The organism is Amycolatopsis sp. NBC_00348 (assembly GCF_036114655.1).
In the GTDB taxonomy this organism is placed as follows: Bacteria; Actinomycetota; Actinomycetes; order Mycobacteriales; family Pseudonocardiaceae; genus Amycolatopsis.
In genome coordinates this window covers 6,786,967-6,813,528 of sequence record NZ_CP107994.1, presented here as the reverse complement: position 1 = coordinate 6,813,528, position 26,562 = coordinate 6,786,967, and the positions used below count along the sequence as shown (strand labels likewise).

21 protein-coding genes are annotated in these 26,562 nt (G+C 70.8%); 7 read left to right on the top strand and 14 right to left on the bottom strand.

The window, feature by feature from the left end; all coding sequences use genetic code 11:
- Positions 1-13: 13 nt before the first annotated feature.
- Entirely contained in the window at positions 14-532 is a 519-nt protein-coding gene (locus OHS58_RS29630) for a GNAT family N-acetyltransferase (RefSeq protein ID WP_328644730.1), read from the bottom strand.
- A 203-nt stretch (positions 533-735) separates the two neighbouring features.
- On the opposite strand from OHS58_RS29630, the gene OHS58_RS29625 reads away from it, so the two are divergent.
- Complete coding sequence (locus OHS58_RS29625; RefSeq protein ID WP_328649877.1) at positions 736-2,241, top strand: S8 family peptidase; 1,506 nt, start codon at positions 736-738, stop codon at positions 2,239-2,241.
- Between the two features lie 67 nt (positions 2,242-2,308).
- Here OHS58_RS29625 and OHS58_RS29620 read toward each other — a convergent pair whose 3' ends face one another.
- Positions 2,309-6,052 (bottom strand): multifunctional oxoglutarate decarboxylase/oxoglutarate dehydrogenase thiamine pyrophosphate-binding subunit/dihydrolipoyllysine-residue succinyltransferase subunit, encoded by a 3,744-nt coding sequence (locus OHS58_RS29620; protein ID WP_328644729.1) that lies wholly within the window; start codon positions 6,050-6,052, stop codon positions 2,309-2,311.
- 259 nt (positions 6,053-6,311) lie between these two features.
- Here OHS58_RS29620 and OHS58_RS29615 point away from each other — a divergent pair, with 259 nt between their 5' ends.
- Positions 6,312-6,584: a hypothetical protein gene (locus OHS58_RS29615; RefSeq protein WP_326944251.1), complete on the top strand. Its 273-nt coding sequence runs from the start codon at positions 6,312-6,314 to the stop codon at positions 6,582-6,584.
- A gap of 7 nt (positions 6,585-6,591) precedes the next feature.
- Here OHS58_RS29615 and OHS58_RS29610 read toward each other — a convergent pair whose 3' ends face one another.
- The 5 genes from OHS58_RS29610 to ald form a co-directional block, all read right to left on the bottom strand.
- On the bottom strand, positions 6,592-7,197 hold the full coding sequence (locus tag OHS58_RS29610) for a DUF4291 domain-containing protein (RefSeq protein ID WP_326958005.1): 606 nt from the start codon (positions 7,195-7,197) through the stop codon (positions 6,592-6,594).
- A gap of 203 nt (positions 7,198-7,400) precedes the next feature.
- Complete coding sequence (locus OHS58_RS29605; RefSeq protein ID WP_326944249.1) at positions 7,401-11,150, bottom strand: ABC transporter ATP-binding protein; 3,750 nt, start codon at positions 11,148-11,150, stop codon at positions 7,401-7,403.
- A 96-nt stretch (positions 11,151-11,246) separates the two neighbouring features.
- The gene (locus OHS58_RS29600) at positions 11,247-12,128 is read right to left on the bottom strand and encodes an ABC transporter permease subunit (RefSeq protein ID WP_328644728.1); all 882 of its coding nucleotides are present in this window, start codon (positions 12,126-12,128) and stop codon (positions 11,247-11,249) included.
- Positions 12,128-13,195 carry an ABC transporter ATP-binding protein gene (locus OHS58_RS29595; protein WP_326944247.1) on the bottom strand — a complete coding sequence of 356 codons (1,068 nt, stop codon included), beginning with the start codon at positions 13,193-13,195 and terminating at the stop codon, positions 12,128-12,130. Before OHS58_RS29595 ends, OHS58_RS29600 begins: the two co-directional genes overlap by 1 nt.
- A gap of 487 nt (positions 13,196-13,682) precedes the next feature.
- The gene (ald, locus tag OHS58_RS29590) at positions 13,683-14,798 is read right to left on the bottom strand and encodes an alanine dehydrogenase (protein WP_328644727.1); all 1,116 of its coding nucleotides are present in this window, start codon (positions 14,796-14,798) and stop codon (positions 13,683-13,685) included.
- 172 nt (positions 14,799-14,970) lie between these two features.
- Between ald and OHS58_RS29585 the strand changes: the two genes are divergently transcribed.
- Entirely contained in the window at positions 14,971-15,906 is a 936-nt protein-coding gene (locus OHS58_RS29585) for a zinc-binding dehydrogenase (RefSeq protein WP_328644726.1), read from the top strand.
- A gap of 66 nt (positions 15,907-15,972) precedes the next feature.
- On the opposite strand, the gene OHS58_RS29580 is transcribed toward OHS58_RS29585, so the two are convergent.
- Together OHS58_RS29580 and OHS58_RS29575 are read right to left on the bottom strand one after the other, a co-directional pair.
- Positions 15,973-16,872 carry a zinc metalloprotease gene (locus OHS58_RS29580; protein ID WP_326944245.1) on the bottom strand — a complete coding sequence of 300 codons (900 nt, stop codon included), beginning with the start codon at positions 16,870-16,872 and terminating at the stop codon, positions 15,973-15,975.
- 158 nt (positions 16,873-17,030) lie between these two features.
- Positions 17,031-18,593 (bottom strand): PucR family transcriptional regulator, encoded by a 1,563-nt coding sequence (locus tag OHS58_RS29575; protein WP_328644725.1) that lies wholly within the window; start codon positions 18,591-18,593, stop codon positions 17,031-17,033.
- A gap of 50 nt (positions 18,594-18,643) precedes the next feature.
- Between OHS58_RS29575 and OHS58_RS29570 the strand changes: the two genes are divergently transcribed.
- On the top strand, positions 18,644-19,264 hold the full coding sequence (locus tag OHS58_RS29570; protein ID WP_326944243.1) for a class I SAM-dependent methyltransferase: 621 nt from the start codon (positions 18,644-18,646) through the stop codon (positions 19,262-19,264).
- A gap of 32 nt (positions 19,265-19,296) precedes the next feature.
- On the opposite strand, the gene rdmE is transcribed toward OHS58_RS29570, so the two are convergent.
- Complete coding sequence (gene rdmE, locus OHS58_RS29565) at positions 19,297-20,853, bottom strand: aklavinone 12-hydroxylase RdmE (RefSeq protein ID WP_328644724.1); 1,557 nt, start codon at positions 20,851-20,853, stop codon at positions 19,297-19,299.
- A gap of 191 nt (positions 20,854-21,044) precedes the next feature.
- Here rdmE and OHS58_RS29560 point away from each other — a divergent pair, with 191 nt between their 5' ends.
- Both OHS58_RS29560 and metX read left to right on the top strand, forming a co-directional pair.
- Positions 21,045-22,355 carry a bifunctional o-acetylhomoserine/o-acetylserine sulfhydrylase gene (locus tag OHS58_RS29560; RefSeq protein ID WP_247057373.1) on the top strand — a complete coding sequence of 437 codons (1,311 nt, stop codon included), beginning with the start codon at positions 21,045-21,047 and terminating at the stop codon, positions 22,353-22,355.
- Positions 22,352-23,467, top strand: a complete 1,116-nt coding sequence (gene metX, locus OHS58_RS29555; protein WP_328644723.1) for a homoserine O-acetyltransferase MetX — start codon at positions 22,352-22,354, stop codon at positions 23,465-23,467. Before OHS58_RS29560 ends, metX begins: the two co-directional genes overlap by 4 nt.
- On the opposite strand, the gene OHS58_RS29550 is transcribed toward metX, so the two are convergent.
- Together OHS58_RS29550 and OHS58_RS29545 are read right to left on the bottom strand one after the other, a co-directional pair.
- A complete protein-coding gene (locus OHS58_RS29550; RefSeq protein ID WP_326944240.1) occupies positions 23,464-23,682 on the bottom strand; it encodes a hypothetical protein in 219 nt (72 codons plus the stop codon). The two genes, metX and OHS58_RS29550, sit on opposite strands and share 4 nt — an antisense overlap.
- A gap of 10 nt (positions 23,683-23,692) precedes the next feature.
- Complete coding sequence (locus tag OHS58_RS29545; protein WP_328644722.1) at positions 23,693-24,571, bottom strand: AurF N-oxygenase family protein; 879 nt, start codon at positions 24,569-24,571, stop codon at positions 23,693-23,695.
- Positions 24,572-24,650: 79 nt separating this feature from the next.
- On the opposite strand from OHS58_RS29545, the gene OHS58_RS29540 reads away from it, so the two are divergent.
- Positions 24,651-25,280: a TetR/AcrR family transcriptional regulator gene (locus OHS58_RS29540; RefSeq protein WP_326944238.1), complete on the top strand. Its 630-nt coding sequence runs from the start codon at positions 24,651-24,653 to the stop codon at positions 25,278-25,280.
- A gap of 28 nt (positions 25,281-25,308) precedes the next feature.
- Here the strand turns inward: OHS58_RS29540 and OHS58_RS29535 are convergent, their stop codons facing one another.
- Positions 25,309-25,815 carry a hypothetical protein gene (locus OHS58_RS29535; RefSeq protein WP_326944237.1) on the bottom strand — a complete coding sequence of 169 codons (507 nt, stop codon included), beginning with the start codon at positions 25,813-25,815 and terminating at the stop codon, positions 25,309-25,311.
- 46 nt (positions 25,816-25,861) lie between these two features.
- Positions 25,862-26,452, bottom strand: a complete 591-nt coding sequence (locus OHS58_RS29530; RefSeq protein WP_247057361.1) for an SACE_7040 family transcriptional regulator — start codon at positions 26,450-26,452, stop codon at positions 25,862-25,864.
- Positions 26,453-26,562 lie beyond the last annotated feature (110 nt).

Genomic DNA, 26,562 nt, shown 5'->3' with positions numbered 1-26,562 from the left:
TGCGGGCTCCTGTTCAGATGCGGGAAAAGGCCGGCGCGTAGGTGAACGCGCCCTGGTGCGTGGCTTGGTACGCCGCGAGCGGGCGGGCCTGGAAGTGCCCGGCCCAGCCCGGTTCCGGCGGCGTGACGCCGAGCGTCGCCGCGAGGACGAACCCGAAGCGCGAGTAGTAGCCGGGGTCGCCGAGCAGCACGACGAGGCCGTAGCCCAGGGCGTCCGCCGCGCCGAGCACCGTGTGCACCAGCGCCGAACCGACGCCGTCGCGGTGGTGCGCGGGCCGTACGCCGAGCGGGCCGAGGCCGACCGAGACGCCGGTGTCGTCGCCGAGCCGCGCCGGGCTGCAGCAGACGTGCCCGACGACCTCGCCGTCGCGGACCGCGACGAACGACAACGCGCCGATCAGGTCCCCGTCGGCGCGCAGGTCGTCGACGAGCGGGGCTTCGACGGGAGTCACGCCCGGTTCGCGGCGGAAGGCTTCGGCGTGCACCGAGTGGACGGCGGCCTGGTCACCGGGTGTCTCGCGGCGGATGAGCATGACCGTCAGCATGCCGTGGGACGCGGTTCGGGGCGACGCAGTTTTCCGGCCGACTTTGGTAGGGGACCGTTCGAGTGGTTCCGAAACCGGACAAACAGGTCGATCTTCCTATTTTGACCAGGGTCGACCTACAGTTCGGGCACCTTTCACCCCTGCCCAGAAGGGACGAAACCTTGCGGAGCTCTCGGGGAATCTTCAGGAGAATCGGTGTGGTGGCAGCGGTCTCGGCGGTGACCGTCCTGGGCGGCACCGCCGTCGCGACCGCGCGGGAAGGCACGATCGCCGGCGCCGGCGGCGCCGACGCCGTCAAGGACAGCTACATCGTCGTGCTCAAGGGCGGCACGGCCCAGGGCGTCACCGGCCGGCACGGCGGCACCGTCGAGCGGACGTTCTCGGCGGCCCTGCACGGCTTCACCGCCGCGATGTCCGAGGCGCAGGCCAAGCGCGTCGCGGCCGATCCCGATGTGTCCTTTGTGGAGCAGAACCGGGTCGTGCGGGCGAGCGCCGACCAGCTGAACCCGCCGTCGTGGGGCCTGGACCGGGTCGACCAGCGGAACCTGCCGCTGGACCAGAAGTACAGCTACAGCACCACGGCGTCGACCGTGCGCGCGTACGTCATCGACACCGGCATCAACCTGACGCACAGCACCTTCGGTGGGCGCGCGACATCGGGCTACGACTTCGTCGACAACGACAGCGACGCCACCGACTGCCAGGGGCACGGCACGCACGTCGCCGGCACCATCGGCGGCGCGCAGTACGGCCTGGCCAAGGAGGTCAAGCTGGTCGGCGTCCGGGTGCTGAACTGCAGCGGTTCCGGCACGACGGCGGGCGTGATCGCCGGCGTCGACTGGGTGACGGCGAACGCGATCAAGCCCGCGGTGGCCAACATGAGCCTCGGCGGTGGCGCGTCGAGCACGCTGGACGCCGCCGTCCAGCGCTCGATCGCGTCGGGCGTCACCTACGGCCTCGCGGCGGGCAACGACAACGGCGCCAACGCGTGCAACGGCTCCCCGGGCCGCGTCCCGGCGGGCATCACGGTCGGTGCGACGACGTCCACCGACGCCCGGGCGAGCTACTCCAACATCGGCACCTGTCTCGACATCTTCGCGCCGGGCAGCGGCATCACGTCGTCGTGGATCGGCAGCACCACCGCCACGAACACGATCAGCGGGACGTCGATGGCGACCCCGCACGTCGTCGGCGCGGCGGCGCTGTACCTGGCCGCCAACCCGGGCGCGACGCCGCAGCAGGTCCGCGACGCGCTCGTCGCGAACGGCACCACGGGGAAGGTGACCAGCCCGGGCACGGGCTCGCCGAACGTCCTGCTCTACACGGGCACCGGCACCACCCCGCCGCCGACCTGCGGCACGGTCACCAACGGCACCGACGTCGCCATCCCCGACCGCGGCGCCGCGGTGACCAGCAGCGTGAGCGTCTCGGGCTGCGCGCGCAACGCGTCGGCGACGTCGGCGGTGGAGGTCCACATCGTCCACACCTACGTCGGCGACCTGGTGATCGACCTGGTCGCGCCGGACGGTTCCGCGTACCGGCTGAAGAACTCCGGCAGTGACTCGTCCGACAACATCAACACGACCTACAGCGCGAACGTCTCCGGCGAAGCCGCGAACGGCACCTGGACGCTGCGCGTCCAGGACGTCGCGTCGGCCGACACCGGGCGCATCGACACCTGGTCGCTGACCGTCTGACCGGCCCCGCCCACGACGACGAAGGCCCCCACACCGTGGTGCGGGGGCCTTCGCCGTGGTCAAGCGGTCAGTCGAACGCCTTCGAGATCAGCGCCTTCTGCTCCACCTCGTGGACCTTCGACGAGCCGGCCGACGGCGCCGCCATCGGACGCCGTGAGACGACCTGCAGGCCCGAGAGCACCTCCGGGAACTTCCGGGGCAGGTTCAGGCCGAAGAACGGCCACCCACCCTGGTTTTCCGGCTCTTCCTGGACCCACGCGACCTGCGTCGCGTTGGTGTAGCGCTCCAGCGCCGCCAGCAGCTTCTTCTTCGGCAGCGGGTAGTACTGCTCGATCCGCACGATCGCGACGTCGTCCGCCTCGCGCTTCGTCCGCTCCGCCACCAGCTCCCAGTACAGCTTCCCGGAGGTCAGCAGCACCTTGCGAACCTTCGCCGGGTCCGGCGTCACGTCGTCGATGACGGACATGAACCGGGACTGGCCGGTGAAGTCGGCGGTCGCCGACGTCGCGGCCTTGTTGCGCAGCATCGACTTCGGCGTGAAGACGACCAGCGGGCGCTGGATGCCGTCGAGGGCGTGCCGGCGCAGCAGGTGGAAGTAGTTCGCCGGGGTGGAGGGCACCGCGACGGTCATCGAACCTTCGGCGCACAGCGCCAGGAAGCGCTCGATGCGGCCGGAGGTGTGGTCCGGGCCCTGGCCCTCGTGGCCGTGCGGCAGCAGCAGCACGACGTCGGAGCGCTGGCCCCACTTGGCCTCGCCCGAGGAGATGTACTCGTCGATGACGGTCTGCGCGCCGTTGACGAAGTCACCGAACTGCGCTTCCCACATCACGAGCGCCTCGGAGTTCGCCACCGAGTAGCCGTACTCGAAACCGACGGCCGCGTACTCCGACAGCGCCGAGTCGTAGATCATCACGCGGCCCTGGCCGTCGGCCAGGTTCTGCAGCGGCGAGTACTCCTGGCCCGTCTTGCGGTCGATGAACACCGAGTGCCGCTGGGTGAACGTGCCGCGCCGCGAGTCCTGGCCGGACAGCCGGATGAGCCGGCCTTCCAGCGCGAGGGACCCGAACGCCAGCAGCTCGCCGAACGCCCAGTCGATGTCGCCTTCACGCGACATCTTGTGGCGGCGCTCCATGACCGGCTTGACGCGCGGGTGCGGCGTGAAGCCCTCGGGCACGTTCACGAACGCGTCGCCGATGTGCTCCAGCGTCTCGCTGCTGATCGACGTCGTCACCTTCGCCGGGACCTGCTGCTCCTCCTCGACCGAGGGGCTCGCCTTCGCCGGGTGCTTCTCCAGCTCGCGGACCTCGTTGAAGACGTGCTCCAGCTGGCTCGAGAAGTCGCGCAGCGCGGCCTCGGCCTCCTCGACGGAGATGTCGCCGCGGCCGATCAGCGACTCGGTGTAGCCCTTCCGGACCGAGCGCTTCGTGTCGATGATGTCGTACATCGCCGGCTGCGTCATCGAGGGGTCGTCGCCCTCGTTGTGCCCGCGGCGGCGGTAGCAGATCAGGTCGATCACGACGTCCTTGTGGAACGCCTGCCGGTACTCGACGGCCAGCTTGGCCACCCAGTGCGCGGCCTCCGGGTCGTCGCCGTTCACGTGGAAGATCGGCGAGCCGATCATCTTCGCGACGTCGGTGGCGTACTGGCTGGAGCGCGAGTGCTCCGGCGCGGTGGTGAAGCCGACCTGGTTGTTGACGATCACGTGCACGGTGCCGCCGGTGCGGTACCCGCGCAGCAGCGACAGGTTCAGCGTCTCGGCGACGACGCCCTGGCCCGCGAAGGCCGCGTCGCCGTGCATCAGGACCGGCAGCACGGTGTAGCCCTCGCCGCCCTTGTCCAGGAGGTCCTGCTTCGCGCGGACGATGCCCTCGAGCACCGGGTCCACGGTCTCCAGGTGCGACGGGTTCGCCGTCAGCGACACCTTCGTCTCGCCGTCGCCGAACATCCGGAAGTACTTGCCCTCGGCACCGAGGTGGTACTTCACGTCACCGGAGCCGTGCGCCTGGCCCGGGTCGAGGTTGCCCTCGAACTCCTGGAAGATCTGCGAGATCGGCTTGCCGACGATGTTGGCCAGCACGTTGAGCCGGCCGCGGTGCGGCATGCCGATGACGACCTCGTCGAGCTCGTGCTCGGCGGCCTTGTCCAGCAGGGTGTCGAGCAGCGGGATCGCCGTCTCGCCGCCTTCGAGGCTGAACCGCTTCTGGCCGACGTACTTGGTCTGCAGGAACGTCTCGAACGCCTCGGCGGCGTTCAGCTTCGAGAGCACGTACTTCTGGACCGCGGGGTCCGGCTTCTCGTGCGGGATCTCGACGCGCTCCTGGATCCAGCGGCGCTCCTCGGGGTCGAGGATGTGCGTGTACTCGATGCCGACGGTGCGGCAGTACGAGTTGCGCAGCACGCCGAGGATGTCGCGCAGCTTCATCCGCTCCTGGCCGGCGAAGCCGCCGACCGGGAACTCGCGGTCCAGGTCCCACAGGGTGAGGCCGTGGCTCAGCACGTCGAGGTCGGCGTGGCTGCGCTGGCGGTAGTTCAGCGGGTCCGTGTCGGCCATCAGGTGACCGCGCATCCGGAACGCGTCGATCAGCTCGATCACGCGGGCGGTCTTGTCGACCGGGCCCTCGGGGATGTCGGCGACCCAGCGGATCGGCTCGTACGGCAGGCGCAGGCTGGTGAAGACGTCGTCGTAGAAGCCGTCTTCGCCGAGCAGCAGCTGGTGGATGCGCTTGAGGAACTCGCCGGACTCCGCACCCTGGATGATGCGGTGGTCGTAGGTCGAGGTCAGCGTCATGATCTTGCTGATGCCGAGGTCGACCAGCGTCTTCTCGCTGGTGCCCTCGAACGCCGCCGGGTACTGCATGGCGCCGACGCCGATGATCGCGCCCTGGCCGGCCTGCAGGCGCGGCACCGAGTGGTTGGTGCCGATGCCGCCCGGGTTGGTCAGCGAGATGGTGGTGCCGGCGAAGTCGTCCGCGGTCAGCTTGTTGTTGCGGGCCTTCTTGACGATGTCCTCGTAGGCCTGCCAGAACTGCAGGAACGACATGTCCCCGACGTTCTTGACCGAGGCCACGACGAGGTTGCGGGAGCCGTCCTTGCCCTTCATGTCGATGGCGAGCCCGAAGTTGACGTGCTCCGGCGTGATCGCGAACGGCTTGCCGTCGATCTGCTGGTAGTGCCGGTTCAGGTTCGGGTAGTCCTTCAGCGCCCGCACCATGGCGAAGCCGATGAGGTGCGTGAAGGAGATCTTGCCACCGCGGGTGCGCTTGAGGTGGTTGTTGATGACGATGCGGTTGTCGGCCATCAGCTTCGCCGGGACCGCGCGCACGCTGGTCGCGGTCGGCACGGACAGCGACGCGTCCATGTTCTTGGCGATCGCCGCCGCGGCGCCGCGGAGCTGCTTCGACTCCGGTTCGTCCTTGGCCTGCGGCTTCACCTCGGTCTTGGCCGGGCTGCTCGACGCGGCCTTGGGCGCGGTCTTCGAGGCGCTCGCCGCGGTCGCGGCGGGCTTCGGAGCCGGCTTGGCGGGCGCGGTGGTGGTGGCGGGCGTCGACGTCTGCTTGGCCGCGGACTCCGCGTTCTGCACCGCCTTCGTCGACGGCGCCGTGGCCTGTCCGTTGGTCGCGGGCTTGGCGCCGGCCTGCTGCTGCCGGGCGTTGTCCGCCTTGGTCTGAGCGTTCTGCGTCGGCTTGAAGTCCGCGAAGAAGTCGTGCCACGCGGCATCGACTGAAGATGGGTCAGCGAGAAACTGGTCGTACATCTCTTCGACCAGCCACTCGTTGGGGCCGAACTGTGACGCAGGGCTGCTGCTGGACACGGCTTGGGCTCGCCTCTATCCGTCTCGATCTCGATCTTGAATCCGTTGATGCGCCTACCAGGCTAACCCCCTCGATGAGTGCGATGTGATGGAACCGGCCTGTGTGAGGCGTGGCGCACTAGGGCATCGGTCACTGACACGATCAAGATGTGCTAAGAGAACCTTAAGCAGTGGACCGGGTACAGGGTTTTCGCCAGGGTTGGCGGGCTCGTCGCCGAGCGCTCCGCCGCCGTTCACCCCGGCCGGTTCTGCTGGGTGGATGTGGCTGGTCGAATGTCCGTCGTTCTGGGACCAGGGCCTGGTCAGGCCGCTGGTCACCGAGTCCGGCGCGGTCGTGCTGCGGTGCGATTCGTGCGCGGCCGTGTGGCCGACCGTGGCCGACTTCGAGGAGCAGGAGCACGTCGAACCCGATGAGCCGGACTGGCTGGTCGGCGCCGGCGTGCACGTCCGGCCGGGGACGTTCCGCTGGGCGGTGCGCCCCGACGTCGAGGCCGCGGGGCTGGGTTCGCTGAAGTGGCGGGCGCTGCCTTGACCCGGGTTCAGCCGTCGGCGTCGATGGCCCGCGCGAGGTCTTCGGGCAGCTCGTACGGCGGCTCGTGCGGGACGAGTTTCACGGCCTTGTGCAGCTCGTAGTCCCGCAGGTGCTGGTGGATCCGGTGCATCACCGGCGTGACGTCGGTGACGGCGGTGATCCACTCGTCGACGTAGCGGTCGACGGCCTCGCCGCTCAGGCCGACCTGGATCGCCCGGAAGTTCTGCGCCTGGTGGTTGAGGTCACGTTCGGGGTCCCACTGGATCCGGACGGGACTGGTCTTGACCTGTGCTTCCCAGGCTTCTTTCTCCTGGTCGCGGCCGGGGTGGCTCAGCGCCGCGTGGGCCAGGGCCCACTCGAAGCCGTCGCGGGTGATGTCGATCGCCAGTACGACCTCCTGCCCGGGCTTGGTCCCGTAGCCGCACCGGTAGGCCATCCACCGGAACGACGGCTTGATCCACGTCATCCGGTCCCGCTTGAACGGCGCGACGAACGTCTGCTTCGCCAGCGCCGGCTCGGCGATCGCGGGCGAGTAGGCCTGGTAGACCCGGACGGTGGTCTCGGTCTGCACGGCACGGATCTGCCGGTCGGGCGCCCGCTGTTGTTCGAACATCCCGCCATGCTCCCAGCGCCCGCTCACCCCCGCGAGGTCGTTTCCGGCGGGCGAACCCGCAACTCACGTGATTCCCGACGTAAGTCGTGTGATCGAAGCCGCAACTCACGTGATTGAAGCCGGAACTCGCGAGTCACGGGTCCAATCACGCGAGTCACGGGTTCAGTCACGCGAGATACGGGTTCAGTCACGCGAGATACGGGTCAGCCGAGGGACCAGAGGCGGGCGTAGTAGCTTTCCGCGGCCAGGAGCTCTTCGTGGGTTCCGGTTTCGACGATCCGGCCGTGGTCGAGGACCACGATGCGGTCGGCGCGGGCCGCCGTGGCGAGGCGGTGGGCGACGACGAACGTCGTGCGGCGGCGGGCCAGGTGTTCGGTCGCGCGCAGGACCGCGGCCTCCGTGGACGGGTCCAGGGCCGCCGTCGCCTCGTCGAGCAGCAGGACGTCCGGGTCCACCAGCTCCGCCCGGGCCAGCGCCACCAGCTGACGCTGCCCCGCCGACAGCGACCGCCCGCGCTCGCCCACCGGTTGCAGGAACCCGGCCGACAGCGCCGCGACGCCGTCGAGCGCGCCCACCGCGCGGACCGCGGCCTCGACCTCGGCGTCCGTCGCCGCCGGGCGGCCGTACCGGACGTTGTCCGCCACCGTGCCGGAGAACAGGTGCGCCTCCTGCGGCACCACACCCATCCGGTGGCGCAGGCCGGCGAGCTCGTACTCGCGGACGTCGGTGCCGTCGATCCGGACCGTGCCGCCCGTGGCGTCGTAGAAGCGGGCGACCAGCTTCACCGCCGTCGACTTCCCCGCGCCGGTCGCGCCGACCAGCGCGATCGTCTCCCCGGCCGCGACGTCCAGCGAGAACTGCGCCAGCGCCTTCGCCTCCGTGCCCGCGTAGGCGAAGTCGACCTCCTTGAAGCTGACCTCGCCGCGCAGCCGCTCCGGGATCGCCAGCGGGTGTTCCGCCGGCGGGACGGACGTCGGCGTCCGCAGCAGGTCGCCGATCCGGTTCAGGCCGACGCGGGCCTGCTGGTAGCCGTCGAACACCGAGGACAGCTGCTGGATCGGGGAGAAGAACTGCTGCAGGTACAGCAGGAACCCGAGCAGCACGCCGGCCGACAGGGTCCCGGCCGACACGCGGTTCGCGCCCGCGACCAGCACCGTGGTCGTCGCCAGGTCGGACATCAGCGCGACCAGCGGGAAGTACGTCGCCACGTAGCGCTGCGCCCGCAGCCGCGAGCGGCGGTAGTCGTCACTGCGTGACGCGAACGCCTCGGCGGAACGCTCTTCGCGGGTGTAGGCCTGGGCGACGCGCAGGCCGCTCATGTTCTCCTGCATGTCCGCGTTGACCAGGCTGACCCGCTCGCGGGCCTCGTTGTAGGCCTTCGACGCCGCCCGCCGGAAGATCACCGTCGCGACGGCCAGCACCGGCACCATCGCCAGCGCGTACAACGCCAGCCCGGCGTCGGTGACCAGCAGCGCCACCGTGATCCCGGCCAGCGTCAGCGCGCTCACCACGGCGGTGGCCAGCCCGGTCTGCAGGAACGTCGAGAGCGCGTCGACGTCGGTCGTCATCCGGGTCATGATCTTCCCGGACAGCTCCCGCTCGTAGTAGTCGAGCCCGAGCCGCTGCAGGTGCGCGTAACTGCGGACGCGCAGCGCGTACAGCACGGTCTCGCCGACGCGCGAGGTCAGCCGGGTCTGCGCGAGCACCACCAGCCAGTCGGCCGCGATCACCGCGGCGCCGATCCCGGCGGCGAGCCAGATCACCCACTCCACGCCGGTGCGGACGCCGTGGTCGACGCCGAACTGGTAGAGCCCCGGCAGCGCGATCGAGGCCAGCGCGTCCGCCGCGACCAGCGCGATCACCACCGCGAGCGGCCAGCGGACCGGCCGCAGCAGCCCGGCCAGCCGGAACCGCGGGTCGGGCGCCGTGACGTCCACATCGGACAGCCGCGGCTCGTCGGTGGCCGGGGGCAGCTTGCGGACGCCTTCGATCAGCTCCGGGGTCGGCGGCAGGTCGAGACCGCCACCGCCCGGCCCCGCGAACCCGCTGCTGTTCGGGTTGGCGCGGCGCTGCTGCGCGGCTTCGGCCAGGTGGTCGACCTCGTCCTTGCCCTCATCACGCGGCCAGAGCGCCGCGGTGACGCCGGCCGGGCCGCGGTCGAGGCCTTCGCAGCGGACCTTCTCCTCGACGCCGTCACCCGGGCCCGCGACCAGCTCGCGGAACAGCGGGCAGCGCGCCATCAGCTCGGTCTCGGTGCCGACGTCGACCACGTGGCCGTCGTCGAGCACCGCGATCCGGTCGGCCAGCGCGAGGGTGGAGCGCCGGTGCGCGATCAGCAGGGTCGTGCGGCTCGCCGTGACCGAGCGCAGCGTGTCGTGGATCGCCGCCTCGGTGACGGTGTCGATGGCCGACGTCGCGTCGTCGAGGACCAGGATCCGCGGGTCGGTGATGAGCGCCCGCGCCAGCCCGAGCCGCTGCCGCTGGCCGCCCGACAGGGTCAGGCCGCGCTCGCCGACCAGGGTTTCGTAGCCCTCCGGCAGCTCGCGGATGAACTCGTCGGCCTCCGCCGCGCGCGCCGCCGCGACGATCTCCTCGTCACTCGCGTCGGGCCGGCCGTAGGCGATGTTGTCGCGGATCGAGGAGGAGAACAGGAACGCCTCCTCGAACACGACGCCGATCGCCTGGCGCAGCTGCCGCAGCGGTACGTCCCGGACGTCGAGCCCGCCGACGCGGATCGCGCCCGCGTGCACGTCGTAGAAGCGGGGCAGCAGCAGCGAGATCGTCGACTTCCCGGACCCGGCGGTGCCGACCAGCGCGAGCGTCTCGCCCGGGTGCGCGGTCACCGAAAGGCCGTCGAGCACCGGTTCGCTGCGGGTGTAGCCGAACCGGACGCCGTCCAGCTCGATGCCGAGCGGGCCCGCCGGCAGCGGGCGCGCGCCGGCGGCGTCGACGACCTCCGGCTGCGCGTCGATCAGCTCGTAGACGCGTTCGGCGCCGGCGCGGGTCAGCTGGGCCTGCACGACCAGGCCGGACAGCATCCGGGCCGGGCCGATCAGGGTGGCGAGGTAGGTCGCGAAGGCGAGGAAGGTGCCGAGCGTGATCGAGCCGTTGAGCGCCAGGACACCGCCGATGCCGAGCACCGCGACCTGGCCCGCGGCGGGCAGCGCGGCCGTGGTCGCCGTCGGCACCGCGGACAGCTTCGCCGCGCGAAGGCGCTCCCCGAACAGCTTGCGCGCCGTGCGCTCCAGCCGGCCGACCTCGCGCGACTCCTGGCCGAAGCCCTTCACGACGCGGACGCCGGTGACGGTCTCCTCCACCTGCTGCGCGACGTCCGCCGCGCGCTGCTGCGCCGACCACGTCGCCGGGAACAGCCGCTTCCGGCTGCGGGTCACGACGATGCCGACCGCGGGCGTGACGACCAGCGCGATCAACGTCAGCACCGGGGACATCCACAGCATCGCCACGAACGACAGCAGCGCGAAGATCACCGAGCCGAACGACAGCGGGATCTGCATCAGGATCCCGGTGACCAGCTGCAGGTCCGAGATCGCGCGCGAGACGACCTGGCCGGTGCGCAGCGCGTCCTGCTTGCCGCCGTCGAGCCGCGACACCGCGTTGAACACCCGCTGGCGCAGGTCGTGCTGGACGTCGAGCGCGAGCTTGCCGCCGAAGTACCGGCGCAGGAACGCGGTGGCGAACGCGACCAGCTGCAACGTCACCAGGACGACCGCGATCCCCGGCAGCGCGCCGGTCTGCCCCGCGACCGCGTCGTCCACCGCCGCGCGCACCAGCAGCGGGCTGGCGGCCTGGACGCCGACGCTCAACATGGCGGCGACCAGCGACAGCACGACTGTCGCGCGGTGCTCCCACGCCGCGGCGGACAGCCTGCGGACCCAGCCGACGGTCTCGGCAGGTGGGAGCTCTTGACGGGGACGAGGTGGAGCGATGGTCACGTAGCAACACTAAGCGCCGCCACCGACAGAATATTTCCCGAAAGCCGTGAGGGCCCCTTCCCGACGTCGGGAAGGGGCCCTCACGGGATCGCTCGATCAGGTGATGTCGCGCTTCTGGTTGCCCAGCCAGCCGAAGCCGAAGAAGATCATCGTCCAGGCGAAGAAGATCAGCGCCGACACCCACCACGAGATCACGCCGGGCGCGCCCGCCGCGAGCTGCAGGCCCAGCTGCGACCAGTGGTCGACGCCGCCCGGCAGGTTCAAGGTGTTGATGCCGAACGCGCTCGCCGCGATGCCGCCGACGATCCCGTTCGCGGTGCCGTTCGGCAGGATCCCGCCCAGGATGTCGGTGGTGTTCCAGAACGCGATCACCAGGACGTTCTCGACGATGAGGAACCACACGACCAGCAGCACGACCGCGAGCGGCACGTTGCGGAGCACCGCGCCGAACCCGATGCCGAACAACGTCACCAGCACCGCGGCCAGCACGGTCCCGCCGAGCGCGGCCAGCCACTGGCCGGCGCTGGGCCAGCGGCCCGAGTCCACCGACACCATCACCGCGATCGCCGAGACGCCGAAGCTGACCAGGCCGTAGATCGCGCCCCACGCGACGTAGGTCAGCATCTTCGCGGTCAGCGCCGAGATCCGGTTCGGCGCGGTGAGGAACGTCGTCGTGATCGTCTTGCTGCGGTACTCGCCGGCCAGCGCGAACACCCCGAACAGCGCCGGGATCAGCTGCGCGATGTTCACGCCGTGCGCGAACGCCAGCAGGCCCACCGGCAGCTTGCTCGCGTCCAGGCCGACCGCGCCCGCGACCTCGCGGGCGTCGCTGGAGCCGATGAAGTCCGCGAAGTCGTTCGTGATCTTGCCCCACACGTAGGTCAGCCAGAAGGCGACCAGCACGAGCGGGATGAGCAGCACCCACCACGTCTTCAGCGAGAGCGTCTTGCGGAACTCCGCCTTGATCAGGTTCCCCATCACTGCTGCGGACCTCCCCAGCCCTGCGGCGGACCTTGTTGGTACTGCTGCTGTTGCGGCCCCGACGGCGGCCCCTGCGGCGGGTACTGCTGCGGCGGGTACCCGGGCGGCGGCGGGCCCTGGTACTGCGGCTGCGGGGGATAACCCTGGGGGCCACCGCTGAACTGGCCCTGGGTCAGCTGGAAGAACATCCGCTCGAGGTCGGCGTGCTCCTCCTGCATCCCGTAGACGGCGATCCCGGCCTTCGCGGCGAGGTCACCGATCTGCTGGACGCTCGACCCGGCGACCGCGACCCGGCCGTCCGGCGTCGGCGAAACCTGGGTGACGCCGTTCTCCTGCAACGCCTTCACCAGCGCGGCGGCGTCCGCCGGCTGCACCAGCACCCGGGACTGCTGGCCCTTGCGCAGCTGGTCCAGCGACCCGTTGTAGCGCGTCACGCCCTGGCTGATGATGACCACCTGGTCGATCAGCTGCTCGACCTCGTTGAGCAGGTGGCTCGACACGAGGACCGTGCGGTGCTGCTCACGGGCGTAGGAGCGCAGGAAGTTGCGCAGCCAGAGGATGCCCTCCGGGTCCAGGCCGTTCGTCGGCTCGTCGAGCACCAGCACCTGCGGGTCACCCAGCAACGCCGTCGCCAGCGCGAGCCGCTGCCGCATGCCGAGCGAGAAGCCGCCCGCCTTCCGGTCAGCGGCGCTGCCCAGGCCGACCAGGCCCAGCACCTCGTCCGCGCGGGTGTCGGGCACCCCGATCGCGGCGGCGTAGACGCGCAGGTGGTTCCGCGCCGTCCGGCTCGGGTGGAAACCCTCGTTCTCGAGCACCGAGCCCACCACCCGCGCCGGGTTCCCCAGCTGCGAGTGCGGCCGCCCGTTGATCGTCGCCGACCCCTGGGTCGGCGTCACCAGCCCGAGCAGCATGCGGAGCGTCGTCGTCTTGCCGGCACCGTTCGGGCCCAGGAAGCCCGTCACCGAGCCCGGCTCGACCGTGAAACTCAGGTTCTGCACCGCGTTCACCGTGCCGAACTGCTTGCTCAGGTTCTGCACCACAATCCGGCCACTGCCGTCGTGCATACCGTCCCCTTACGTTCCCGCTGATGGGGCGCATCCTGCCCTACTCGGGCGAGACGTGCGCCCGGAACGGGCGAATCGGCGGAGAGCGACCTTCGTCACGTTCCGCAACCGGTTCCGGACACCGGGGGTAGCGGCGGCGAGCGTCTGACCAGAGGGTTTGCTCCCGCGCCCGCGGGGCCACCGGACCGAGTTGATAAAGAATTTGCCAGACTTGCCGACCCGGTGCAGCAAAGTCCTCCGAAGCCCTCTAAGCTTGTCAGTGGCGGCCCGCTCCCAATGACCCCCAGGTTGGTTGAGCGGGCCGTCGTTATGTCTTCGCTTCGCTTCGACTCACTTCGTTGTGTCTCCCGGGGGCCGAGCCCCCGGACCCCCACGGTGCCTCTGGTGCACCTTCCAGCGTGGCTGGTGTTCGCGGCCTTGGCTTGATCCTTGTGCAAAGGAGCGGGCCCCTGTCTTGCGACAGGGGCCCGCTTCTTTGGTTCTTTGGTCAGGCTAGGACTTTGGTCAGGGGGGTGTGCGGGAGGTCGTGGGCTACCGCTACTGGGGCGTTCGTTAGGGCTCCGGCTTGGGTGTTGAGGCCCTTTGCCAGGGCCTCGTCTGCCTGTAGTGCTGCCTTCCAGCCCTTGTCGGCCAGTTGGACTGCGTAGGGCAGTGTGACGTTCGTTAGGCCGTAGGTTGAGGTTCGGGGGACTGCTCCCGGCATGTTTGCCACGCAGTAGAAGACCGACTCGTGGACCGTGTACGTGGGGTCGTCGTGGGTTGTGGGGCGGGAGTCTGCGAAGCAGCCTCCCTGGTCGATTGCTATGTCGACCAGCACGCTGCCTGGCTTCATTCGGGAGACCAGCTCGTTCGAGACCAGCTTTGGTGCTTTTGCTCCTGGGACCAGTACTGCGCCCACGACCATGTCGGCCTGCAGTACCGACTCTTCTACCGAGAGCCTGGTTGAGGTCACTGTGCGGATGCGGCCGCCGAAGTCGTTGTCGATCTGGCGCAGGCGGTCGACGTTGGTGTCCAGGATCTCGACGTCCGAGCCGAGGCCCAGTGCGACGCGGGCGGCGTTGAGGCCGGCCACGCCGCCGCCGATGACGACGACGCGTGCCGGGTGCACGCCGGGGATGCCGCCGGGCAGCACGCCGCGGCCGCCGCTCGGCTTCATCAGGGAGTACGCGCCGACCTGCGGGGCCAGCCGGCCCGCGACCTCCGACATCGGGGCGAGCAGCGGCAGCGCGCCGTTGGCGGTCTGGACGGTCTCGTAGGCGATCGCGGTGGTGCCCGCGGCCAGCAGCGCGTCGGTCAGCGGCCGGTCGGCGGCGATGTGCAGGTAGGTGAACAGCACCTGGTCGGCGCGCAGGCGCGGGTACTCCTCGGCGATCGGCTCCTTGACCTTGAGCACGAGCTCGCCCTGGGCCCAGGTCTCGTCCGCGGTGGCGAGGATCTTCGCGCCGGCGGCGACGTACTCCTCGTCGGAGATCGAAGAACCGACACCGGCACCGGTCTCGACGAACACGTCGTGCCCGCGCCCGACCAGCTCGTGCACGCCGGCCGGGGTCAGCGCGACCCGGTACTCGTGCTTCTTGATCTCACGGGGAACGGCGATACGCACGGTCGGCCTCCTGGGTCGGTCTGCGTCCGGAAACGGTGCGGTGGTGTCCTTCACGGTGAGCCACCCGGACGGCGGTGTCATCGTGCTGAGCGGACAGTTGTTCGACGCATTCATGGTGCTGAGCCGACAGGCCGTTGACTTCGACCGCGCTTGAGGTTGCAGCCTGTGCGGCATGCGCGTGGTGTGGATGCGGGAGTTCGGCGGTCCGGAAGTGCTCGTCCCGGGGGAGGCCCCGGACCCGGTCGCGGGGGACGGCCAGGTGGTGGTCGAGGTGGCGTTCGCGAACATCACGTTCGTCGAGACGCAGCTGCGGGCGGGCGGCCCGGGACCGTTCCGCCCCGAGCTGCCGATCGTGCCCGGCAACGGCGTCGGCGGCGTGATCAGCGCGGTCGGCGCGTGGGTGGACCCGGACCTCGCCGGGCAGCGGGTGGTCACCTCGACCGGCGGGTCCGGCGGGTACGCCGAGCGCGTCGCGGTGGACGCGGCGGCGGTGTTCCCGGTGCCGGAAGGCCTGGCCCTCGACGCGGCGGTGGCGCTGCTCGCGGACGGCCGCACGGCGACGGGCTTGATCCACGCGACCGGGGTACGGCCCGGTGACCGGGTCCTCGTCGAGGCGGCGGCGGGCGGCGTCGGCGGTCTGCTGGTGCAGCTGGCGAAGGCCGCGGGCGCGACGGTGGTGGGCGCCGCGGGCGGCCCGGCGAAGGTGGCCCAGGTGCAGGGGGCCGACGTCGTCGTCGACTACCTGCGGCCGGACTGGACGTCCACCGCCGGTGCGGTCGACGTGGTCTTCGACGGAGTGGGCGGCGCCATCGGCACGGCGGCGTCCGGCCTGCTGCGTCGTGGCGGCCGGATGGCGATCTACGGCCTGGCGAGCGGTTCGTGGGCGGAAGTGTCCGAAGTGGACGCTGCCGCCCGCGACGTCACGCTGGTCCGTTCGCTGGGCGGCCCCGAAGACATGCGCACGTTCACGAAGTCGGCGTTGACGGAGGCGGCGGAGGGCCGCTTGACCCCTGTGATCGGCCGACGCTTCCCGCTGGCCCAGGCAGCCGAGGCCCACGCGGCCATGCAATCCCGCACCACGGTGGGAAAGACGCTGCTGGTGCCCTGAAGTCCGTGAATGCCACATTGAGGGACACTAGGTCTCTCAATGTGGCATTCACGGACTTGCGGAGTGTCAGGCGCGGTAGGCCGACCAGGAGCTGGTCATGCGCGTGCCCTGGCCCGCGGTGAACTCGTACATGCAACCGTCGTAGCTGTAGTCCATGAAGTTGTGGATCGGGTCGCTGCCCGCCGCCGAGCAGGTGTTCTTGCTCGCCGGGCAGCCGGACGTCGCGGTCGCTTCGGCCGGGGTGTCGGAGACGTAGTCGCCCGAACCGGAGCAGCCGCCCTGGAAGGTGTGGTAGAGCCCCATCCAGTGGCCGACCTCGTGGGTCGCCGTGTCGCCCTCGTTGTAGTTGGTCGCCGAGCGGCCCGGGAGGGATTCGTCGAGGATGACGACGCCGTCGAGCTTCGGCGACGCGGTGTAGTTCCACGGGAACGTCGCCCAGCCGAGCAGGTCGTCACCGAGGTTGGCGGTGTAGATGTTCAGCGCGTTCTTGCCGCCCTTGCGCAGCGCGTTCTTCATGTTGCGCTCGGCGGACGTGCCGTCGGTGATGCCGTTGTACCAGGTGGAGTTGTTCGTGTAGTCCGTGCTCACCAGGCTGAAGCTGAAGCCCTTGCTGCCGTAGGCGCTGTTGAGCACCGAGATCTGCTTGGTGATCGTGGCGGCCGGCAGGTTGCCGGTCGAGCCGCTGGTGATCACGTGGAAGTACACCGGGATCGACGTCGCCGCGGGCGCCAGCGCGGCGCGCTTGCCGGCCAGCTTGCTCTGCATGTCGGCTTCGACACGGGCGGCTTCGGCCGGCGACAGGCTGTCGGCGTGGCCGTCCTTGCTGCGGTCCGCGGACTGCGTGGGCGTGAAGCAGTCGCCGCTCGGCGCCGCGACGGCGCTCCCGGCAGTGGCGCCCGGGACGGCCAGGGAAACCAGGGAGAGCGCGGACACCGCGCCCAGCTTCAGGGCCCTGCGAAAACTCATGGACACTCCTCTGCGACGACCCGGCTACCGCGGGTGGTGCAGCGAAAATGCGCCGGACAATCGCGAGAATCCACCCTCTTTCGGTGGGAAAGGACAATCCGTACGATCGGCGCGATCCATGCGGAGTAGTGCATGGGTGACGTGTTGGGCCGATCGGCTCAGCTCCAGCGCAACGCCACCAGCTGGGTGATCAGCGCGAGCCGGACGTCGGGGTCGTCGAGATCCAGCGGGACCAGCGCCAGCAGCTTCCGCATCCGGTACCGCAGGGTGTTGGGGTGGATGCGCAGCTCGCGCGCCGCCGCGCGCGGGTCGCCGGGGTGCCGCAGCCACTCGTAAAGCGTGTCGGTGTACCCGGCCTTGCTCGTCTCGTCGTGGGCGCGCAGCGCGCCGAGCGGTCCGAGCTCCGCGACCTTCGCCGCGACCGCCGCCGTCGCCCCGCGGTGCAGCGCCAGCGCCGTCCAGGCTTCGTCGAAGGTGATGACGCGCTCGTCGAGGATTTCCGCGCGCAGCAGGCCGAGGGCTTCGTCGGCTTGGGCGCGCGACGTCGACAGGTCGCCGATCTCGCCGGGCGAACCGGCCGCGGCCCGCGGGGCGCCGCCGCGGCGGGACGCCGGCTGCGTCGCGAGCGCGTCGCGCAGCTCGGCCCAGCCGCCGGAGCCGGCGCGGTCCGGGACCACGGCGTAGAGCAGCCCGCCCAGCTCGGTCGCCACCGGACGGCGGCCGATGCCCTGGGAAAGCCGTTCCAGCAACGCGAGCCGCAGGCCCTCGGCGTCGCGGCCGTCGCCGCCGGTGACCTCGATGACGACCACGCGGTGCGGCTCGTCGGACAGGTCCAGCTCCGCCATCGCCTTGCGCGGGTTGGCCCGGCCTTCGAGCACACCGCGCAGCAGCTCGGCCGACGCGCGGCGCTGCGCGTCCGTGTAAGCCCGGCGCCGCAGCAGGTGCAGGGCGACGACCGGGGCGGCGTCGGCGAAGGCGGCCGCGCGCTCGTCGGACACCGGCCCGGCGACCACCGCCCACATCGAGCCGAGCAGCTCCCCGCCCATCCGGATGGGCACGATCAGCCGCGGCAGCGTGCCGTCGCGCTGGGCCGGCACGAAGATCGTCTGCCGCCCGCGCGACAGCTCGCGGAACACGCCGCGTGAGCGGAACCGCGCGAGGACGTCGTCCGGGATGCGGCGGCCCATGATCGTGGCGACGCGCGCGGGGTCGGTGAGGTCCTGGCGGGCGGAGTAGGCGAGCACGCGCGAGTTGGTGTCCTCGATGGTCACCGGAGCGTCCACAACGGACGCGACGGCGTCGGCGAGCCGGAACAGGTCGCCGGAGCCGGTGTCGTTCTCGAGGTTCTCGGACTCGTCGGCGAGCGCGTCGAGGACGGTCCGCAGCAGCCACACGAGCTGCGCCCACGACGTCGCCGCGTGCACCTGGATCAACGCGATCCCGGCGGCTTTCGCGGCCCGTTTCACTTGGGTTTTCCCGGCGACGGGCGGCTTGAGCAGTACGGCGGCCGCACCCTGTTCGGCGCTCTGTTTCACCAGCTCGGCGGCATCTTCGGGCCCGGTGGTGGCCACCCCGAGCACCAGATCCCCGGCGGCGAGGGTGAGACCCCCGCCGGGCTCGGCGATCACGACGTCGGCGACGGCGGGCGAGTCGTCGGGCACCTGGAGCGCGTGGAGCAGCGTCGGCCCCACCCGGTCGACCACGCTGCGCACCGACACCACGGCCTCATTCTGGCCGAAAACGGATCGCCCGGCTCGCTAGGGTCGGCAGGGTGAGCGAACCCCGGCGGATCGTCGAATCCGGCTACGACAGCTCGGCGGAGCGTTACCTCGAGTGGAGCGCGCGGATCACCGACGACCCGCGGCTGCGGTTCCTGGGGGAGCTGACCGGCCGGCTCGCCGACGGCGCCGCGGTGCTCGACCTCGGCTGCGGCGCGGGCGTGCCGTGCACGGCGTCGCTCGCCGAGCGGCACGACGTCCTCGGCGTCGACGTCTCCGCGGCGCAGCTGGATCTCGCGCGCCGGAACGTCCCCGGCGCGCGGTTCGAGAAGGGCGACATGGCGGAGGTGTCGTTCCCGGGCGGGAGTTTCGACGCCGTCACGGCGTTCTACTCGGTGCTGCACGTGCCCCGCGAGGAGCAGGGCGACCTCTTCAAGCGGATCGCCGGCTGGCTGCGGCCCGGTGGCTGGTTCCTGGCCGCGCTGGGGTGCAGTGAGGCGAACGGCGTCGAAGCCGACTGGCTCGGCACGCCGATGTTCTTCAGCAGCCACGCCCCGGCGGAAAACCGGCGGCTCCTCGAAGCCGCCGGTTTCACGCTGGTCGTGGACGAGCCCGTGACGATCCACGAGCCCGAAGGCGAAGCGACCTTCCACTGGGTGCTGGCCCGGTCGTGAGTGTTTAGGGCGGTTAGAACCGCCCTAAACACTCACGACAAGCCGCGGCAGACCGGCTGACGCGACAGGACCGCGTCCAGGACCCGCTTCAGCTCGGCCGCCGGGTCGTCGACCGGTTTCTTCGAGCGCCACGCGACGATGCCGTCCGGGCGGACCAGGGACGCGCCTCTCGGGGCCAGCCCGTACTTCGTCGCGAACTCCTCGCCCTCGATGGCGTGGCAAGCCAGTCCGATGCCGGAAGCGGCGGATGCCCAGCGCGAGGCGTCACCCGCGCACAGCAGGACCCACGAGTGCCCCAGCAAGTCCACTGTGGACGTCATGCCCGGCGCGCGGAACCCGGGACGTCCGGTCGTCGCGTGGACGTCTTCGACGCGTGCGCCGTCGTCCGGCTCTTCCGAGAGCACCGCCGTCGAGCGGTAGCGGAAGCCGAGGACCGCCGCTAGGGGGTCCTCGGCCTTCGTCAAGCCGGAGACGTCCAGGTCGGGGTGCATGCGCTGCTTCAGGTTGTGCAGCGACATGTCGACAATCATCCGCGCGATCGGCTTCCGCTCGGCCTCGTAGGTGTCCAGCAGCGCGTCGCCCGCGTCGCCGCGGAGGACCGATGCGAGCTTCCACGCGATGTCCGCGCCGTCGCCGACCGCGGTGTTGCCGCCCTGGCCGCCCGACGGCGGGGTCACCTTCGCCGCGTCGCCGGCCAGGAAGACGCGGCCGGCGCGGAACCGCTCCGCGATCCGCGCGGCGATCTCCCACGAGCCCGTCCAGACGATCTTCGGGTCGAGCTCGGGCAGGTCGGTGGCGGTGCGGATCATCGCGACCAGCCGGTCGTGGCCGAAGTCGTCCGGGCTCTCGCCGCGTTCCGGGTGGTAGTCCGGGGCGAAGACGTACCGGCCGGCGACGTCGGTGTTCGACAGCCCGGCCGTGAACTCCGGGTTCTGCAGGTAGAAGAGATCCGTCACGCCCGCCTTGACGCGGTCGCCGAGGTCGGCGTCGAACACCACGCCCAGGCAGTGGCTGAGCCCGTCCAGTCCCTCGGTCGGGATGCCCAGCAGCTGCCGGATCCCGCTGCGCCCGCCGTCGGCCGCGACGACGTAGTCCGCGCGCACCACTGTCTCCTCGCCGGAGTCGCGGTGCCGCAGCGTCGCGGTGACGCCGTCGTCGTCCTGCTCCAGCTCGATCAGTTCGGTCCGGAACCGGACGCGCGCGCCCGCCTTTTCCGCGGCCGCCAGCAGGATCGGCTCGACGACGTCCTGTCCGGCCATGCCGTGCGGCATCGTGGTCGTGGCCGAGACGTCGAACTCGCTGCCGTCCTCCACGAGCCGGTGGAAGACCTGGCCTGCCAGGCTGGTCGCGACCGTGATCCGCAGGCCCTGCGACGCCCGTGGGCTCGCGTGCAGCACGTCGTCGTCGATGCCCGCCCAGTGGAACAGCTCCATCGTGCGCCAGTTCTGCCCGGACGCTCGCGAGTGGACCGACGTTCCGGTGTGCCGCTCGACCGTCAGCACGTCCACTCCTGCCTGCGCCAGGAACATCGACGCCGACAGCCCGCCGAGCCCGGCCCCCACGACCAGCACCTGTGTCCGTTCCGCCATGACTACCTCCCGTGAAGTCTCCCTGTAAAAGTATCTTAGATACAAAGAGATTCGACTCGCAAGATAATTCTCGGCGGCAACCCCGGGTAGCCTGTCTCCCAGGACGTGGGAACGGTTGGGTACTCCGTTCGGCCGAAGTAGCTTCGGACAAGCAGCCCTCCAGCACCCCCCTTGAGCCGCAAGGAGAACCGATGAGCGCGGACGACACCTCGGCGTGGTCCTTCGAGACCACGCAGATCCACGCGGGCGCCGCGCCGGATCCGGCGACGGGCGCGCGGGCGACGCCGATCTACCAGACGACGTCGTACGTCTTCCGCGACAGCCAGCACGGCGCCGACCTGTTCAGCCTGGCCGAGCCGGGCAACATCTACACGCGGATCATGAACCCGACCCAGGACGTCCTGGAGCAGCGGGTCGCCGCGCTCGAAGGCGGCGTCGCGGCGCTCGCGTTCGCGTCCGGTTCGGCCGCCACCACCGCGGCGATCCTCAACCTGGCCAACGCGGGCGACCACTTCGTCTCCAGCCCGTCGCTCTACGGCGGCACCTACAACCTCTTCCACTACACGCTGCCGAAGCTGGGCATCGAGGTCTCGTTCGTCGAGGACCAGGACGACCTCGAGCAGTGGCGCGCCGCCGTCCGCCCGAACACCAAGCTGTTCTTCGCCGAGACGCTGGCCAACCCGGGCAGCAACGTCCTCGACATCCGCGGGGTCGCCACCACCGCGCACGAGGCCGGTGTCCCGCTGGTCGTCGACAACACCGTGCCGACGCCGTTCCTGCTGCGCCCGATCGAGCACGGCGCCGACATCGTCGTCCACTCGGCGACGAAGTACCTCGGCGGCCACGGCACCACGGTCGCCGGCGTGCTGGTCGACGGCGGCACGTTCGACTTCGGCAAGGACGCGGCGAAGTTCCCGGGCTTCAACGAGCCGGACCCGAGCTACCACGGTCTCAAGTACTGGGAGGCGCTCGGCCCGGGCGCGTACGCGGCCAAGGCGCGCGTCCAGATCCTGCGCGACACCGGCGCGGCGATCTCGCCGCTGAACAGCTTCCTGATCCTGCAGGGCATCGAGACGCTGTCGCTGCGCATCGAGCGGCACGTGTCGAACGCGCAGGCGCTCGCCGAGTGGCTCGAGCAGCGCGACGAGGTCGAGAAGGTCTACTACGCGGGCCTGCCGTCCAGCCCGTTCTACTCCGCGGCGCAGAAGTACCTGCCGCGCGGCGCGGGCGCGGTCCTGTCGTTCGACCTGCGCGGCGGCGTCGCGGCGGGCCGGAAGTTCGTCGACGGCACCGAACTGCACAGCCAGCTGGTGAACATCGGCGACGTCCGCAGCCTGATCGTGCACCCGGCGTCGACCACGCACAGCCAGCTCTCCCCGGAGGAGCAGCTGGCCAGCGGCGTGACGCCGGGCCTGGTCCGGCTCGCCGTCGGGCTGGAGGGCATCGAGGACCTCAAGGCCGACCTGGAGGCCGGATTCCGGGCGGCCAAGGCGGATCTGTGACGGCTGAGCCCGTCACCGGGGCCTGGCGGATCGGTGATCCGCCAGGCCGCAGGCAGTTCGTCACCGGCCCCGAGCTCGCGCTCGAGGCCGGTGGTGTGCTGCCCGGGTACACCCTGGCCTACGAGACGTGGGGGACGCTGAACTCCGACGCGTCCAACGCGATCCTCGTCGAGCACGCGCTGACCGGCGACAGCCACGCCGCGGGCCCGGCCGAGCCCGGCCACCCCAGCGCGGGCTGGTGGGACGGCCTGATCGGGCCCGGGAAAGCCTTGGACACCAAGGAGTTCTTCGTCGTGGTCCCGAACGTGCTCGGCGGCTGCCAGGGCTCGACCGGGCCGTCGTCACCCGATCCGGACGGGACGCCGTGGGGCAGCCGCTTCCCGGTCGTGACGGTCCGGGACCAGGTCGCGACCGAGGCCGTGCTGGCCGACGCGCTCGGGATCACGCGCTGGGCGGCCGTCGTCGGCGGGTCGATGGGCGGGATGCGCGCGCTCGAGTGGGCGGTATCGCTGCCGTCGCGGGTGGCGACGGTGCTGGTCCTGGCGTCGACGGCGCGCGCGTCGGCCGAGCAGATCGCCTGGGCGGCCCCGCAGCTGCACGCGATCCGCGCCGACCCGGACTGGCACGGCGGTGACTACTACTCGGCGCCGGCCGGGCCGTACCGCGGCCTCGGCGTCGCGCGCCGGATCGCGCACGTGACCTACCGCAGCGAGCCGGAGCTGGCCGACCGGTTCGGCCGGAACCACCAGAGCGGCGAGGACCCGTTGCGGGGCGGGCGGTTCGCCGTCGAGTCCTATTTGGACCACCACGCCGAGAAGCTGGCCGGCCGGTTCGACGCGAACAGCTACCTGGTCCTGACGGAGTCGATGAACACCCACGACGTCGGCCGCGACCGCGGCGGTGTCGCGGCGGCCCTCGGGCGCGTGACGGCTCGCGCGGTGATCGGCGGGGTGGACAGCGACCGGCTTTATCCGTTCTACCAGTCGGCGGAGATCGCGGCCGGGATCAAGGGCGCGACGGAGCCTGCGGTGGTGACGTCGCCGTACGGCCACGACTCGTTCCTCATCGAGACCGAGCAGATCGCCGCGTTGGTGAAGGCGCTGCTGGGCTAGCGGCCCGCGACCCGTTCGCCCAGCCGCACCAAGCGGTTCGCGACCCGGCGGGACGCGCCGGCCGCGACGTCGCCGAGGCGCTCGGCCGCCTTGTCCGACAGCTTCGCCACCCGCCAGGCGACGTCGTCGGCGCGTTCGCCCGCTTCGTCGCCCACTGTGCTGATCCGGTCCGCGAGGCGGCCGGTGCCCGCGACGAGAAGATCCTTGAGTGCCATGGCTTTCCTCCTAGAGCATCCCGGCGCGGCGCCAGAGCACCGCGCTCGGCCCGCCGATCAGGTCGTTCTCCCGCAGGAACCGCACCAGCTTCCGGGCGCCGAACGAGAGCGTCTCCCGCCGGTGCGCGCTCGCCCGCGCCGCCGCGACGGCCACCGCGGGGTCGAGCCCGGCGCGCTGGTACTGCCGCGGCCGGGACAGCAGCCGCGACATCAGCAACGCGCCCGCGGCAACGACAATGCGCGTGAACTCCTTGCGCCACCACGGTGCGCCGGCCAGCGAACGGACCAGGTCGTCACGCGCGTAGCGGACGTGCCGCGCCTCTTCGGTGACGTGGATCCGCATCACCGCGCGCACCACCGGCTGCACCATCTCGTCGTCGAGGTGCTCGCGCTGCAGCGCGTCGAAGATCTCCTCGCCGATCAGCGTGGCCACCCACATCGCGGGCCCGTGCAGGATCAGCGGCAGCGCCTGCGCGGACCGTTGCAGCCAGCGGTTGTTGCGGTAGGGCCGGCCGCCGACGCGCTCGATCAGCGTCGCGAACATCGTGGAGTGCCGGCATTCGTCGGCGACCTCGGTCAGCGCGTAGTGCACGTGCCGCGTCGTCGGGTCCTGCCGGTAGGACGCGCGCAGCAGCATCTGCATCAGGATGATCTCGAACCAGATGCCGACGCTGACGGTGTTGACCAGCTCTTGGCGCGACAGCTCGATCCGCTGCGCGCGCGTCAGCGTGTCCCACAACGGCGTGCCGTACAGCGAAACCAGCCGTTCGGGGATGAAGAACTGGTCCTCGTTGAGCGGCGCGGCCCAGTGGACGTCGACGTCCGGGTCGTAGGAGAGCCGGGCGCTCGACTTGAGCAGCCTCTCGGCCGTCGCTTCCCGATCACCCATGCGTGCCTCCCCGTGTCCTGAAACAGGAGAACGCATGAAACAAGTTCCGTCAAGTTGTAAAGCGGCCTAGGGTTGCCCCATGCGCAACCTCCTGCAGCACGCGCTCGACGCCGAGCTGCCCGGTGACGAGACGTCCGAGCGGATCATGGGCGCGGCCCTGACCCAGGCCGAAGACTTCGGGCTGCGCCGGTTCACCGTGGACGACGTCGCGCGCCGCGTCGGGCTCTCGCGCGTGACGATCTACCGCTACTTCCCGAAGAAGGACCAGCTGCTCAACGCCCTGATCCTGCGGGAGATGAAGCGGTTCCTGACGAAGGTCGACGCCGTCCTCGAAGCGCAGCCGACGCCGGAGGAGAAGCTCATCGAGGGGTTGAGCTTCTCCCTGGTCTACCTGCGGGGCCACCGGCTGCTCAACCGCCTGCTGCGCACCGAACCGGAGCTGATCCTGCCGCACCTGACGGTGCAGGCCGGCGGCCTGTTCGCGGCCGCGCGGGCCCGGATCGCGACGCACTTCCGCGCGGAGGTCGCCGCGGGCCGCCTCAGCCTGCCGGACGACGACATCGACGGCATGGCCGAGCTGCTCATCCGGATCGTGGTCTCCCTGGTGCTGACACCCGAGACGGTGCTGCCGGTGGACGACGACGTCGAACGCCGTCGCATCGCGGAGCTGTACCTGACCCCGATCGTGCGCTCTCTGCGCCCGGCGTGAAGCGGCACTTTCACGTGAAAGTGCCGCGCTAGTCCGAGACGGCTTCCGAGATCCAGGGCGCCACCGGCAGGTCGCGGTCCAGGCACTCCACCGACAGCCGGATCGTCCAGCGCAGGGCCTGCAGCACCAGGCTGTCGACCTCGTCGGGGGCCGCGTTGGCCAGGGCGATCTCGACCTGCTCCTGCGCCGCTTCGGTGTTGCCGTGCACCTCGGCGAGCAGCGTCCGCACGGCCGTCCGCACCGGCGGGTCGGCCTGGTCGATCGAGACCTCTTCGCCGTCCTCGTCGAAGACCTGGACCTTGACCGGCGCACTGCCGCCGTCGCCCAGGGTGGAGACCATCGCGCTGCACTCGCCGAACAACAGCAGCATCAGGTCCTTGGTCTCGTCCGCGCGGGCCTGCGGTTCGGCGGCCGTCGGGGCGAGCTCGCCGAGCGCCACGGCGTCGTTGCCGAGGCTCAGCGCGGTCAACGCGCGCTGCGCCTTCTCTACGAGCTGCCGTTCCGGCTCGCTCCAGTCCGGGTCCACGTGCCCCATCAAACACCAGCGACGGCGCTCATGGGGATACCTTGATCCGGGTCGGTCATCCGGCCGCGCGCAACGCACCCAGCGCGAGGCGGCAGAGCAGTTCCGCGAGTTCGGCGTCACCGAGATGGCGGTTGTACGGCGTCGAGTTGATCAGTCCGAACACGGCGTGCGCCGCCGATCGCGCCTGGCGTTCGCCCAGCTCCGGCAGCGCGTCGCGGATCGCGCGGACCCACACCTCGACGTACTGCCGCTGCAGCGCGCGCACCTGCTTGCGGTCGGTGTCGGTGAGGTTCGCGAGGTTGCGCTCCTGGACGGTGATCAGCGCCGGGTGCTCGAGCGCGAAATCGACGTGGAACCGGACCAGCCCGCTCAGCGTGTCGTCCGGTTCGCCGGGCCGGCTCGCCCGCGCGGTGCCGCCGTCGAGCAGGTAGCGGCTGATCGAGTTCAGCATCTCGCCGAGGATGGCGTCCTTGCTGCGGAAGTGGCGGTAGAGCGCCGGGCCGGAGATGCCGACCGCGGCGCCGATGTCGTCGATGCCGACGCCGTGGAAGCCGTGGTGGGCGAACAACTCGGCGGCCGCGGACATGATCTGTTCGCGTCTGTTCGCCTTCTCGCCGTTCACGAGGGGAGTCGGGTTCGCCGCCATCCGGCCATATTAGGGGCGGCCGGTTAGCGGTCGCTAACTTCCCTGGTGAGCGTCTATGACGCAGATCGCAGGCCACGGTGTTCTGCGGCTGATGTAGCGCGGGTGGATCC

What these genes read in the sequence shown, in the direction of transcription:
- OHS58_RS29615 (WP_326944251.1), top strand. Translation starts at nt 6,312, where the DNA reads ATGTGGCTGGTCGAATGTCCGTCGTTCTGGGACCAGGGCCTGGTCAGG.
- OHS58_RS29595 (WP_326944247.1), bottom strand. Translation starts at nt 13,195, where the DNA reads ATGCACGACGGCAGTGGCCGGATTGTGGTGCAGAACCTGAGCAAGCAG.
- OHS58_RS29580 (WP_326944245.1), bottom strand. Translation starts at nt 16,872, where the DNA reads ATGAGTTTTCGCAGGGCCCTGAAGCTGGGCGCGGTGTCCGCGCTCTCC.
- OHS58_RS29600 (WP_328644728.1), bottom strand. Translation starts at nt 12,128, where the DNA reads ATGGGGAACCTGATCAAGGCGGAGTTCCGCAAGACGCTCTCGCTGAAG.
- OHS58_RS29630 (WP_328644730.1), bottom strand. Translation starts at nt 532, where the DNA reads ATGCTCATCCGCCGCGAGACACCCGGTGACCAGGCCGCCGTCCACTCG.
- OHS58_RS29535 (WP_326944237.1), bottom strand. Translation starts at nt 25,815, where the DNA reads ATGGGGCACGTGGACCCGGACTGGAGCGAGCCGGAACGGCAGCTCGTA.
- OHS58_RS29610 (WP_326958005.1), bottom strand. Translation starts at nt 7,197, where the DNA reads ATGTTCGAACAACAGCGGGCGCCCGACCGGCAGATCCGTGCCGTGCAG.
- OHS58_RS29540 (WP_326944238.1), top strand. Translation starts at nt 24,651, where the DNA reads ATGCGCAACCTCCTGCAGCACGCGCTCGACGCCGAGCTGCCCGGTGAC.
- OHS58_RS29545 (WP_328644722.1), bottom strand. Translation starts at nt 24,571, where the DNA reads ATGGGTGATCGGGAAGCGACGGCCGAGAGGCTGCTCAAGTCGAGCGCC.
- OHS58_RS29530 (WP_247057361.1), bottom strand. Translation starts at nt 26,452, where the DNA reads ATGGCGGCGAACCCGACTCCCCTCGTGAACGGCGAGAAGGCGAACAGA.
- OHS58_RS29560 (WP_247057373.1), top strand. Translation starts at nt 21,045, where the DNA reads ATGAGCGCGGACGACACCTCGGCGTGGTCCTTCGAGACCACGCAGATC.
- rdmE (WP_328644724.1), bottom strand. Translation starts at nt 20,853, where the DNA reads ATGGCGGAACGGACACAGGTGCTGGTCGTGGGGGCCGGGCTCGGCGGG.
- OHS58_RS29550 (WP_326944240.1), bottom strand. Translation starts at nt 23,682, where the DNA reads ATGGCACTCAAGGATCTTCTCGTCGCGGGCACCGGCCGCCTCGCGGAC.
- OHS58_RS29585 (WP_328644726.1), top strand. Translation starts at nt 14,971, where the DNA reads ATGCGCGTGGTGTGGATGCGGGAGTTCGGCGGTCCGGAAGTGCTCGTC.